The 12,522-nt window shown below is 61.6% G+C and carries 10 protein-coding genes; 2 read left to right on the plus strand and 8 right to left on the minus strand.

Features of this window, described 5'->3' with window-relative positions:
* Positions 1–3: 3 nt before the first annotated feature.
* The 8 genes from tsaE to chvI all read right to left on the minus strand — a co-directional run bounded on the left by tsaE (position 4) and on the right by chvI (position 9,909).
* A complete protein-coding gene (gene tsaE, locus ASD03_RS25320; protein WP_025425339.1) occupies positions 4–1,515 on the minus strand; it encodes a tRNA (adenosine(37)-N6)-threonylcarbamoyltransferase complex ATPase subunit type 1 TsaE in 1,512 nt (503 codons plus the stop codon).
* The gene (locus tag ASD03_RS25325; RefSeq protein WP_025425340.1) at positions 1,515–3,995 is read right to left on the minus strand and encodes a PAS domain-containing sensor histidine kinase; all 2,481 of its coding nucleotides are present in this window, start codon (positions 3,993–3,995) and stop codon (positions 1,515–1,517) included. The genes tsaE and ASD03_RS25325 overlap by 1 nt, the downstream gene beginning before the upstream one ends.
* Before the next feature lie 306 nt (positions 3,996–4,301).
* The gene (gene ahcY / locus ASD03_RS25330; protein WP_025425341.1) at positions 4,302–5,702 is read right to left on the minus strand and encodes an adenosylhomocysteinase; all 1,401 of its coding nucleotides are present in this window, start codon (positions 5,700–5,702) and stop codon (positions 4,302–4,304) included.
* A 168-nt stretch (positions 5,703–5,870) separates the two neighbouring features.
* A complete protein-coding gene (locus tag ASD03_RS25335; protein WP_025425342.1) occupies positions 5,871–6,164 on the minus strand; it encodes an HPr family phosphocarrier protein in 294 nt (97 codons plus the stop codon).
* Positions 6,161–6,562, minus strand: a complete 402-nt coding sequence (locus tag ASD03_RS25340; protein ID WP_025425343.1) for a PTS sugar transporter subunit IIA — start codon at positions 6,560–6,562, stop codon at positions 6,161–6,163. Before ASD03_RS25340 ends, ASD03_RS25335 begins: the two co-directional genes overlap by 4 nt.
* A 156-nt stretch (positions 6,563–6,718) precedes the next feature.
* Positions 6,719–7,141, minus strand: coding sequence for a serine kinase (locus tag ASD03_RS25345; protein ID WP_051509138.1), 423 nt, complete (start codon positions 7,139–7,141; stop codon positions 6,719–6,721).
* A gap of 29 nt (positions 7,142–7,170) precedes the next feature.
* Positions 7,171–8,952, minus strand: a complete 1,782-nt coding sequence (locus tag ASD03_RS25350) for a sensor histidine kinase (protein ID WP_025425345.1) — start codon at positions 8,950–8,952, stop codon at positions 7,171–7,173.
* A 228-nt stretch (positions 8,953–9,180) separates the two neighbouring features.
* Complete coding sequence (gene chvI / locus ASD03_RS25355) at positions 9,181–9,909, minus strand: two-component system response regulator ChvI (RefSeq protein ID WP_025425346.1); 729 nt, start codon at positions 9,907–9,909, stop codon at positions 9,181–9,183.
* Between the two features lie 329 nt (positions 9,910–10,238).
* On the opposite strand from chvI, the gene ASD03_RS25360 reads away from it, so the two are divergent.
* Positions 10,239–11,849: a phosphoenolpyruvate carboxykinase gene (locus tag ASD03_RS25360; RefSeq protein WP_025425347.1), complete on the plus strand. Its 1,611-nt coding sequence runs from the start codon at positions 10,239–10,241 to the stop codon at positions 11,847–11,849.
* Between the two features lie 217 nt (positions 11,850–12,066).
* Entirely contained in the window at positions 12,067–12,501 is a 435-nt protein-coding gene (gene arfB, locus ASD03_RS25365; RefSeq protein ID WP_025425348.1) for an alternative ribosome rescue aminoacyl-tRNA hydrolase ArfB, read from the plus strand.
* Positions 12,502–12,522: the final 21 nt, after the last annotated feature.

Consider the following 12,522-nt stretch of genomic DNA (forward strand, 5'->3'; position numbering starts at 1 on the left):
CTGTCAGTTCGCTGATTCGGGCACGATGATTCCCGTCTTCATACACCAGTCGCGCAAGGGTTTCAGCGCTTCGTGCATGAGAGCGACTTCGAGATAGGCGAAAGTGCGCGGCATATGCTTCATATAGCCGGGTTTGCCGTCGCGCTGCATCAGCCGCACCCAGATGCCGACGAGCTTGCAGTTGCGCTGCGCCGACATCAGATGCCAGTCGCGAAGGAACAGGGCCTCGTCGAACGAACCGGCAGCGCGGCGGTCGCCGAGATAGGCATCCATCATGCGGCTTGCCAGTGCCGGTTCGATCGTCACCCGAGCGTCCTGCACCAGTGACGCCACGTCATAGGCCGTCGGGCCAATCATCGCATCCTGGAAGTCGATCAGGCCGACACGCTGGAGACCCTCGTGCTCGGGACGCCAGATGATGTTCGGCGAGTGAAAGTCGCGCAGGAGCAGGTTCTTCTCCGACGTCGCGATGAGGTCGATGAGGTCGTCCCAGATCGCCGCGTATTCCTGCTTTTCCTGTTCCGTCGCCGGCTCGCCGCGTTTCCACGGCAGGTACCAGTCGGTGAGCAGCCGGGTCTCTATCTTCATCGCCCTCCGGTCGAAATCAGGGATATGGTGCTCTACGCCGCCGGAGAGCGCGATGTCACGCCTTGCCGGGGTGGCGTGAAGTCGGGCGAGCAAGCGCGCGCTTTCGACGTAGCGTGCCTCGATCGGCTTCCCGGCCTCGTCGAGTACTCCTTCGGAGCCGAGGTCCTCGATCAGCAGAATTCCCTGGTCGAGATCGCGTGCGTAGATCACAGGTGCTGCAAAGCCCCGTTCTCTGAGGAGCTCGTCGATGGCGACGAAGGGGATCACATCTTCGGCGATATGCGCGAGTTGCTGGTAGTACCTGCCATCCTGGAGGATCGGACCGGGCTTATGCCGCGCGGCATCCATCAGGATCCGGCTCGGAAGGCCGTCTCGGCCGTCGACCCGTTCGTATGCTCGCACCGAGGCATCGCCGCTCAGGTGACGTCGGCGCGCGTCCGCAAATCCGTTACCTGCGAGGAAATCGCGGATCGCCAGCGAGCGGGTAATGCGCTGCAGGGCATCTTCGGGGCCGGCGATGCTGGCGGTTCGTCCGGCCGCCTCATGGGTGATCTGCAGCACGATCCTGTCGGAAGGCAACGCCCCGTCGGCCCTCTCCGGCCATTCGACCAGGCAGACGCCCAGAGACAGCGCCTCGTCGAAGCCCAGCTCATCGAGTTCGCTGGCATCTGCCAGCCGATAGAGATCGAAATGCGCCACGGGAATGCGCAGGTCGTAGCTCTGCACCAGCGTAAATGTCGGGCTCGGGACTTCCAGCCCGTCGTCATCGGCGACGGCGCGCAGGAAGGCGCGTGCCAAGGTCGACTTTCCGGCCCCAAGATCACCCGAGAGAGCCAGGCAGTCGCCGACTTTCAGCGCCAGAGCCAGGTCTTCGCCAAGCTGGATCGTGGCTGCCTCGTCCTTCAGGAAGCGTTCGATCGGCTTCATTATTCCGCCGCGACGATCTTCGGGACCTCTGCCGAAGGGATACGGCAGCTGACCTCGGTGCCTTCGCCCTCACGGCTGCGGATCGACACGGTGCCGTGGTGAAGGCTGACGAAGCTCTCGACGATCGACAGGCCAAGGCCGGCGCCGCCGCGCTGACCGTGGCTTTCGAAGCGGTTGAACACCGTATCGAGCACGTCCTGGGGAATGCCCGGTCCGCTGTCCGAAACGGAAAAGACGAAGTCTCCACCGTCGCGCCGGCACGAAAGCTCGATGACACTACCGTCAGGAGCAAAGTTGGCGGCGTTGGTGAGCAGCTTGACGAAAATCTGCTTCAGCCGCTGCTGGTCGGCGACCATGCGTCCGAGGTTGTCGGGTGCCGCAACGCGCAGTGTGACGCCGCCCTCGACCAGTCGGTCAGCCATCTGATGGGCGATGTCGTCGAGGAAGTCGGTAAGATTGATTTCCGACATGTCGAGCTCGACGATGCCGGCGTCGACGGTCGCAAGATCGAGAATGTCGTTGACGATGGTCAAAAGCAGCGACGAGGACGTGGCGATGTGATCGACATATTCCGCCTGCCGATCGTTGAGGTCACCAAAGGCAGGCGTCTTCAGCAAATCGGCAAAACCGATGATGTTGGTAAGCGGCGAGCGCAGCTCGTAGGACACGTGATGAACGAAGTCGTTCTTCAGCGCATCCGCCTTGCGCAGCGCATCGTTCTTCTCGGTCAGTGCCCGTTCGACCCGCACGCTGTCGGTGATGTTGACGAAGGTCAGCATCGTCTGGGCGTTTGGCAGCGGAATGACGGCGTAGTCGAGGATCAGCCCGGTTCGAAGTTCAAGAATGCCTCGACTCGAGGGCCGTTCGTCGTCGAAACTGGTGATGATATGGGAGAACCGCTTCCAGCCGTCCGGCTGGTCGTAGGACATGAGGCAGGCCTGCTCGATCGCGCGGATATGCGTGCCTGGCTTCGCCTCGGTCTCGTTGATGCCCCAGGTCGCGCGAAAGGCCGGGTTGGAAAGCCGGATGCGGCCATCGGGACCGAACACCGCAACGCCTTCGGCCAGATGGTCGATCGTTTCGCCCTGGACCTGGACCAGCGTGTTGTAGCGGGTTTCCAGATCGACCTTCTCGGTTAGGTTCTCGAATACCCACGTGACGCCGCCTTGCGGCCGTGCCGTTGCGAATACCCGTAGCGTCTGGCCGTTCGGCAGGTGCCAGAGGTCGGATTGCGTATCGAGCGCCTGGTAGACGGAGAGCGCGTTCGCCTTCCACTGTTTCCAGTTGAGCTGTTCGGGCAGCTGTCCGCCCGAGCGCAGACGGTCGAGCACTTCGCCATTGTCCGGCTTGCGCTCGAGGAAGCCCATGTCCAGGTTCCAGAGGCGCTGGAAGGCCTGGTTGTAGAATTGCAGGCGCTGATTGCCGTCGAAGATTGCGACCGGCGTTGCGAGATGGTCAAGCGTTTCCGCGTGGCTCTTGAGCGTGCGATTGAGTTCTTCCCGCACAGCCTCGACGCCGGAGACGTCGATGGCAATGCCGGTCGTTCCGGCCGGGCTGCGTGCGTCGACGACGTCGAAGAATGTGCGGTTGCCCTTGACCACGGTCGACAGCTTGTCTCGGAATGGCGTGTCGAAGGTCGAGACGGCGCGTATTTTTTCGCGTGCCACGGTCGCCAGCAGTTCACGGCCCTCGGCGATGGCTGCAGCGACGTTGGGGGCTTCCACGGCGTCGGCATAGGCCTCGTTGACCCAGCTCAGCGCTCCATCGGTGCCGCGCTGCCAGACCGGCAGGTCGATCGCGTCGAGCAGGGTGCGGAAGGACGTCAGCGAGTTGTTGAGGCGATCGCGTTCGAGCTTCAGTTCAGCCAGTTCAGCCCGCATGTTGTTAAGCGCGATGAAGCGCACAAAAGCGCGTCCGCCGGAAACGCGGCCTTGTGCCTCCAGGACTTCGTTGCGCGTCGTTTCGAGCACCAGATCGAAGCTGCGTGCCTGCGTGCGCAAGGCGTCGATCGCCTTTTCGAGCTCGCTGGCGGAATTCGCCTTAATCCAGCGCCCAAAGGCCAGGAACTCGCGATCGTCTGCAGGCGCGCCGGTTTCTGCCGGCAACTGGCCGAGCAACTCGGCCCGCTCGGCAAGCCCATCCCAGATGACGATGCGGCGGTTCTTGTCGGCAATGAGCGCCTGGAAGCGCGAGAGGCGCTGATTGGCGTCCGAAAGGTCGGATCGCAGCTCGCGGTTTTCAGCCTCGATATTGCCGCGCTGGCGGATCAGCCAGATTGCCGAGATCATCGCCGCGGAAATGACGCCGATGAGGACGGAGAAGGTGATGACCTCCGACGAACCGAAGATATTCGCCTTCTGCGCCGAGACCTGGGCGACCGCATCGGTCGCAGCGAAAAGCGCCGTGCAAGAAATCAGGCGGCGGAGATATACCGGACCTTTGCGGCGACCGCCCGATGAGGTTTGTTGTGCTGTTGTCATGGCGCTGCCGTCCCCGTCTGCCCGAAGGGTGCTGCCGGCCCTGTAGTGCCATGCGCAGTTCCGGCGATACCCGGTTGAAGGGTTCGCGTCAGTTCTGATTGCATCCCCGGTCTGTCTCCGTCTGTTTGCCGCTTGCCGACAAGACATCCCACTCGCAATGCCCGAAGGTCCGCACCGGCATCACGAATCAATGGGTTAGAGCATACTTCGTTGACGAATCGCCGGGAAGGGAGCTGCCCAAAAAAGAGGCCGCGCTCTCTTGTCAAGAACGCGGCCACAACATGTTGTGGATTGCCCGGGTAACGATTAGTACCGGTAGTGTTCCGGCTTGAACGGACCCTGCTGGCCGACGCCGATATAGTCGGCCTGTTCGCGCGACAGCTCGGAGAGCTTCGCGCCCAGCTTGTTCAGGTGCAGGCGGGCAACCTTCTCGTCGAGCGCCTTCGGCAGAACGTAGACTTCGTTCTTGTAGTTCTCACCCTTGGTGAAAAGCTCGATCTGAGCCAGCACCTGGTTGGAGAACGAAGCGGACATCACGAAGGACGGGTGACCGGTGGCGTTGCCGAGGTTGAGCAGGCGACCTTCCGACAGAAGGATCATGCGGTTGCCCTTCGGGAACTCGATCATGTCGACCTGCGGCTTGATGTTCGTCCACTTCAGGTTACGCAGCGCGGAGACCTGAATTTCGTTGTCGAAGTGGCCGATGTTGCCGACGATCGCCATGTCCTTCATCTCGCGCATGTGGTCCATGCGGATGACGTCCTTGTTGCCGGTCGTGGTGATGAAGATGTCGGCAGACGAAACAACATCTTCGAGCTGGACGACTTCGAAACCGTCCATGGCTGCCTGCAGGGCGCAGATCGGGTCGACTTCCGTGACCTTTACGCGGGCGCCAGCGCCGCTGAGCGAAGCAGCCGAGCCCTTGCCGACGTCGCCGTAGCCGCAGACAACGGCAACCTTGCCGGCCATCATCACGTCGGTGCCGCGGCGGATGCCGTCAACCAGCGATTCCTTGCAGCCGTACTTGTTGTCGAACTTCGACTTGGTGACGGAATCGTTGACGTTGATTGCCGGGAAGGGCAGCAGGCCCTTGGCCTGGAGCTGGTACAGACGGTTGACGCCTGTCGTCGTTTCCTCGGTCACGCCCTTGATGGCGTCACGCTGCTTGGTGAACCAGCCCGGCGAAGCCTGGAGGCGCTTCTTGATCTGCGCGAACAGGATCTCTTCTTCTTCCGAACCCGGGTTGGAGAGAACGTCCTCGCCGGCTTCGGCGCGGGCGCCGAGCAGGATGTACATGGTCGCGTCGCCACCGTCGTCCAGGATCATGTTGGAGACGCCGCCGTCGGTCCACTGGAAGATCTTGTCGGTGTAGGTCCAGTATTCTTCAAGCGTTTCGCCCTTGACGGCGAAGACCGGGATGCCGCTGGCAGCAATTGCTGCGGCTGCGTGGTCCTGGGTCGAGAAGATGTTGCACGAGGCCCAACGGATGTCAGCGCCGAGAGCCGCGAGCGTCTCGATCAGCACGGCCGTCTGGATGGTCATGTGCAGCGAACCGGTGATCCGCGCGCCCTTCAGCGGCTTGGAGGCGCCGAACTCTTCGCGGCAGGCGATCAGGCCCGGCATCTCGGTTTCGGCGATCGTGATTTCCTTGCGTCCGAAATCGGCAAGACCGATGTCGGCGACGATGTAATCCTGAGTGGTGGTCATGAAATTCTCCAGGCTGATCTCTTCAAGCCGCTCTGGCCCTCTGGCCATCCGGCGGCACGACTATGCCTCCCGCGCATGTCATCGCGGTGAGAGTGCGATCGATCTATCAGGAATCCTGGGGCAGGGCAACCTCGATATAAAGAAGTCTTTATATCTTTATATTGTCGGTCACATTTCTTCGCCGAACTTGTCGCGCACAAGCGCGTCGAGCGCATTCAGCGCTTCTTCGGCCTGCGCACCGCTGGCGGTGACGCAAACGCTTGAGCCGGTGCTGGCGGCCAGCATCATCAGGCCCATGATCGAGGTGCCCCCGACGGTGCTGCCGTCCTTCGACACCGTGATTTCGGCATCGTAGGCCTCGACCGTTTGTACGAACTTCGCCGAAGCGCGGGCGTGGAGGCCGCGTTTGTTGACGATGAGGAGCTCGCGCGTCAGCAACATGTCGGTGCGATGGTCCATCATTTTCCACTCAGGACGCGGCTGGCGACGTTGATGTATTTGCGTCCCGCCTCGGAAGCCTCCAGCAGGGCCTTGTCCATGTCGCTTTCGCCACGCACGCCGGCCAGCTTGATCAGCATCGGCAGGTTGACGCCGGCGATGACTTCGACCGTGCCGCTGCGCATGACCGAGATGGCAAGATTGGAAGGCGTGCCGCCGAACATATCGGTGAGAATGATGACACCGTGGCCCTCGTCGACATTGGTCACGGCGTCGAGGATATCCTGCCGACGCTGATCCATGTCGTCCTCGGGGCCGATGCAAACGGTCTCGATAGCTTTTTGCGGACCGACAACATGCTCGAGCGCGTGCCGGAATTCCTCAGCCAGCTTGCCATGGGTGACAAGCACAAGTCCGATCATGGGTATCTTTTCTCCGACTGCACGCGCAATTCACTGATGGTCAGATATCGCAATGCAGCAATTTCGTCCACCTGTTGGGGCGGCCATCTTGGCAAGGAAAAGGCGAAGTGCAAGCCAAAAATGCCGAAAAACCAGCCCAGTTGCCTGCAACTATAGCTAAAATCCTAATTTTTCGGGTAGCAGCACACGCAGAACAGCAAGCACGTGTACGCCGTTTTCAATGGGGACGCGAACAATTGGCAGGCTGCCACCGCCGGGTAGGGGAAGTTCCTCGTTTTCCGGCGGCATGCGCGGATCGAATGGCGCGTTGACGGGCAGGATTGCCCAATCCATTACCGCTGCATGCACCGTCTCGAGCCTGGCAATGCCGGCGCCGCGGATCTCTATCAGGCCTTCGATCGACGCGGGGCAACGGGCGATTATTCGGCCCTGCTCCATTGACAGGTCGACACGATCGTCGGCGACCAGTGCCGCAAAGTGTCCCATCTGCTGTGCCGCCGAAATACAGGCGAGCGCCAGCCGCGATTTGCCGATGCCGGAAGGTCCGGTTACCAGAAAGCCGGTCGTGCCGAGAACCATTGCCGTGCCGTGAATGTTGTGCCGCGGCGTCACGCGTGCGGCTCGGCGGGCAGGGAAAGCACGAAGCGGGCGCCGACGATCCGCCGATCCGGACCCATGATGTTCTCGGCCTTCAGCGTGCCGCCGTGCGCTTCGGCAATCTGCCGGGAGATGGACAGGCCAAGACCGGAGTTCTGGCCGAAGTCTTCGCCTTCCGGCCTGTCGGTATAGAAGCGTTCGAAGATCCGGTCGATGTCTTCTGCCTGGATGCCGGGACCATTGTCCTCGATATAGACGAGGCAGCGCGACCGGGAGCGCGTCAGGCGCACGACGATGCGGCCGCCCTGTTCGGGTACGAAGGAGCGGGCGTTTTCGATCAGATTGGTGATGATCTGGCCGATGCGCAGTTCGTAGCCGTTGATGGCGAAGCGCGCCTTGGGGCTGTCCTTGCGGTCGATGACGAAATCGAGCAGCACCGGCTTCTTCTTGCTGCGGATCTGGCGCGAGATATCGACGAGGTCGCCCAGCAGTTTTTCGAGGTCGATCACCTTGGCGTCGCTACGCGCAAGCTCGGCGTCAAGACGCGAGGCGTCGGAGATATCGCTGATCAGGCGGTCGAGGCGACGAACGTCATGCTGGATGACGTCCATCAGCCGCTTCTTCGATTCGTCGGTGCGGGCGAGCGGAAGCGTTTCGACTGCGCTGCGCAGCGACGTCAGCGGATTCTTCAACTCATGGCTGACGTCGGCGGCGAAATTCTCGATCGCCGCGATTCTGTCGTAGAGTGCGGTCGTCATCTCGCGCAACGCGACGGAGAGATTGCCGATCTCGTCCTGGCGCGACGAGAAATCAGGAATTTCCTCGCGCTCCTTGGCACCGCCGCGACGCACCCGGATGGCGGCGGCCGAAAGGCGCCGCAACGGATTGGCGATCGTCGACGACAAGAGCAGCGACAGAATGACGTTGACGAGGGCGGCTACCCCGAACACGCGGATGATGGCGAGGCGTTCGGCATGCACGATCTTGTCGATATCGCCGGCCTGGGTGGACAAGAGCAGCACGCCGAGAACGGCGCGGGACCGCTGCACTGGCACGGCGACCGAGACGATGAGCTCGCCCTTTTCGGTCACGCGGCGCACCGCACCACGCACGCCGGTCAGCGCGTTCATCACTTCCGGATAGATCGATCCGTTGCCGCCCGGCGGCTCCTTGTAGAGCGGCAGGTCGCCCGACTGCAGCAGGCGGTTGATCCAGCTTCCGAACTTTTCCTCGATACCGGTGGCTTCGGGATCGACGGGCGGCAGGTCGAAGCGCAGCACCTGGCCGCCGCTATAAAGGTGGCGCGAATCGAGCAGCAGATCCGCATCGGCGTCGAACAGGCGCGCGCGGGTGCGGGTCGGCGAGATCAGCCGCCTGAGCACCGGAGCCACCCGTTCCTGGATGATGGGGAAATCGAGGTCTTCGTCGCTCGGCAGCGGCGTGATGCTCTGGCCGGCCTGCAGCTCCAGCAGTTTTTCAGGATCGATGGTGATCGAATTGGTGTCGACGGAGGCGGAAGCCGAAATGGCGCCGGCGATGATTTCGCCCTGGGTCAGCAGGCTTTCGACGCGGGCGTCGATCAGCCCTTCGCGAAACTGGTTGAGATACATGATCCCGCCGACCAGAACCACGAGCGCAACGAGATTGAAGAAGACGATCCGTCGCGTCAGGCTCGAAAAGACGGCGTTGCCGAACAGGCGGCGAATCAGCGTGAACGAATAGGCCCAGCGCCGGCCTTTCGCCGATGTCCGTCCGTCAAGTTCATCGACATCGCCTTGCAAGACTTCCACCAAGTCTTTCCGCTCCCGCAGCGGGAGTATCCCCGCCGTATCTTCTGATTGCGACCAGGCGTCACCCGGATGTCGGGTTTCGCAGATCCGCGGATGTTCTTTCTGGTCTTCGGTCTCGTGGATCCGATGCCACCGGCCAAGCCAAGAGGCGGGTCAAAGCCTGCCGCCATCGCGTCGGTTCTGAATGCTCCACAAACGACGCGATGGCAAGTGCTGAGACCCCGCGTCGCTTCAGGCCATCTCGCGGAAGCGGTAGCCGACGCCGTAAAGCGTCTCGATCATGTCGAAGTCATTGTCGACCATCTTGAACTTCTTGCGCAGCCGTTTGATGTGGCTGTCGATGGTGCGGTCGTCGACATAGACCTGCTCGTCATAGGCGGCGTCCATCAGCGCGTCGCGGCTCTTCACCACGCCCGGGCGCTGGGCGAGGGAGTGAAGAATGAGAAACTCGGTCACCGTAAGCGTGACCGGCTCGTTCTTCCAGGTGCAGGTGTGGCGCTCCTGGTCCATGGCCAGCTGCCCACGCTCGAGCGAGCGCGAGGGCGTGTCGGAAGTCTTGGGTGTTCCGGCGGTGCCGCCGGCTGCAGCCGCTTCGCGGTTGGCCGCCCGGCGCAGGATCGCCTTGACGCGCTCGACCAGCAGGCGCTGGGAGAACGGCTTGGTGATGAAATCGTCCGCACCCATCTTCAGGCCGAAGAGCTCGTCGATTTCCTCGTCCTTGGAGGTCAGGAAGATCACCGGCAAATCCGACTTCTGACGCAGGCGCCGCAACAGCTCCATGCCGTCCATGCGCGGCATCTTGATGTCGAAGATCGCAAGCTGCGGCGGTCGGGCCAACAGGCCTTCGAGCGCCGAGGCGCCGTCGGTATAGGTCTCGACCTTGTAGCCTTCAGCTTCAAGCGCGATGGATACGGACGTCAGGATATTCCGGTCATCATCGACAAGCGCGATGGTCTGCATCGTGTTCAACTCCGTCATTTGAGGCCGATCGCCGGTTTCGTCTCCGAATCTGCGGCAACCGCGAGTCACGGGTGCGTTACTTGAGTATAAAGGTGGAACAAATTGTGGCGAAGCCCAAAATGCGCTCAAGCGTACACTCCGTCGCCCAGAGGCAGATATGGCGCAGGGAACTCGGATTCAACCGATTAAAAAAACGATAATTTTCTTTAAATCGATTAATATACTGAAATCATTATTCTTTTTTTGACGTCGCCTTGTTTTTGAGCGAGCATGCAAGTATGTTCCGGCCAGATTTAACGCCAATGGCCAAACACGAAGGAAGCTTGACCATGGAGCAACTCGGCACTCGCAATGCAGCGAACGGCTTGGAAAAACTCGGCTTTACGGATCTCGATGTGGTCCGCTACAACCTCGAAGCCCCAGAGCTTTATGAAGAAGCCATTCGCCGCGGCGAGGCTCAGCTGACGGCGCACGGCGCGATCGTTGCGCGCACCGGTCAGCACACCGGCCGCTCCCCGAAGGACAAGTTCGTCGTTCGTGATGCGTCCACCGACGATCAGATCTGGTGGGACAACAACAAGCCGCTGTCGCCGGAGCATTTCGCCGTGCTGCGCCAGGATATGCTTGATCATGCCAAGGGCATGTCGCTCTATGTCCAGGATCTCGTTGGCGGCGCCGACAAGGACAATGCCCTGCCGACCCGCGTCGTCACGGAATTTGCCTGGCATTCGCTGTTCATTCGCAACCTGCTGATCCGTCCGGAGCGTGGTGCGCTGGCTTCCTTCCTGCCGAAGCTGACGATCATCGACCTGCCGAGCTTCAAGGCTGATCCCGAGCGGCACGGCTGCCGCACGGAAACGGTCATTGCCTGCGATCTGACCAACGGTCTCATTCTCATCGGCGGTACGTCCTATGCCGGCGAGATGAAGAAGTCGGTATTTACCGTTCTGAACTACCTGCTGCCGAAGAAGGGCGTCATGCCGATGCACTGCTCGGCCAATGTCGGCCCTGAAGGCGATACCGCCATCTTCTTCGGCCTGTCGGGCACCGGCAAGACCACGCTTTCGGCCGATCCGACCCGCACGCTGATCGGTGACGATGAGCATGGCTGGGGAGAGCAGGGCGTCTTCAATTTCGAAGGCGGTTGCTATGCCAAGGCCATCCGTCTCTCCGAAGCGGCCGAGCCGGAAATCTTCGCGACGACCCGCCGCTTCGGCACCGTCATGGAGAACGTCGTTCTCGACGAACGCCGGGTTCCCGATTTCGACGACGGTTCGCTGACCGAAAACACCCGCTGCGCCTATCCGCTCGATTTCATCCCGAATGCCAGCGAAACCGGTACCGCGCCGCAGCCGCGCACGATCATCATGCTGACCGCCGATGCCTTCGGCGTGATGCCGCCGATCGCCAAGCTGACGCCGGAACAGGCGATGTATCACTTCCTGTCTGGCTACACCGCCAAGGTCGCCGGCACCGAGAAGGGCGTCACCGAGCCGGAAGCAACGTTCTCGACCTGCTTCGGCGCGCCGTTCATGCCGCGTCACCCGTCGGAATACGGCAACCTGCTGAAGGATCTGATCGCCAACAACGGCGTCACCTGCTGGCTGGTCAACACCGGCTGGACCGGCGGTGCCTATGGCGCCGGCAGCCGCATGCCGATCAAGGTGACCCGCGCCCTGCTCGCGGCAGCCCTCGACGGTTCGCTGAACGCTAGCGAACTGCGCACTGACGCGAACTTCGGCTTCGCCGTGCCGGTTTCGGTACCGGGCGTCGACGACGGCATTCTTGATCCGCGCTCGACCTGGGCTGATGGTAACGCCTATGACGCTCAGGCCCGTCGCCTCGTCGATATGTTCGTCGCCAACTTCGCCAAGTTCGAAGACCATGTCGATGGCAGCGTCCGCGATGCAGCTCCCGGCACGAAGATTGCCGCCGAATAAGCATTGCTGGCTATGATTCACGTGAAACCCGGCCTCAATGGCCGGGTTTCACTTTTTGTGGTTGCTTGTTTTCAAGCGGTTCGCTCTGTGCGCTGCAGCGCACGCGTCAAATGTGACGCGCAAAGGACGCTGTAAGGCTCGAGATCTGCTGCATAATTTTCTCCGTAAATCGATTCCGGTTTTAGGAATTATGCAGTAGAAAGCGCCAGGAGCGATCATGGCCAGCGACCCTTTATACATCAACGAACAGATCGTTATCGCCGGGTGGGAACTCAGCGAGCAATTCGTGCTGGCTGGCGGGCCGGGTGGACAGAACGTCAACAAGGTGTCGACGGCCGTTCAGTTGTTCTTCAATGTCCAGGCCTCGCCCGCGCTCACCGATCGCATCAAGGCCAACACCCTGAAGCTCGCCGGTCGCCGCGCCTCGAAAGACGGCGTGTTGATGATCGAGGCCAGTCGCTTTCGCAGCCAGGAGCGCAACCGCGAGGATGCCCGTGAACGGCTGAAGGAGATGATCCTGAAGGCCGCGGAGCCGCCGCCGCCACCGCGCAGGAAGACCAAGCCGACACGCGGCTCGATCGAGCGCCGACTGAAGGAAAAAACCGGTCGCGGCGAGACCAAGAAGTTGCGCGGCCGCCCGACTGGCGAGTGACTTGCGGTTGCGGATTCTTTT

The sequence above is a fragment of the Ensifer sp. Root127 genome, from assembly GCF_001425225.1.
In the GTDB taxonomy this organism is placed as follows: domain Bacteria; phylum Pseudomonadota; class Alphaproteobacteria; order Rhizobiales; family Rhizobiaceae; genus Ensifer; species Ensifer canadensis.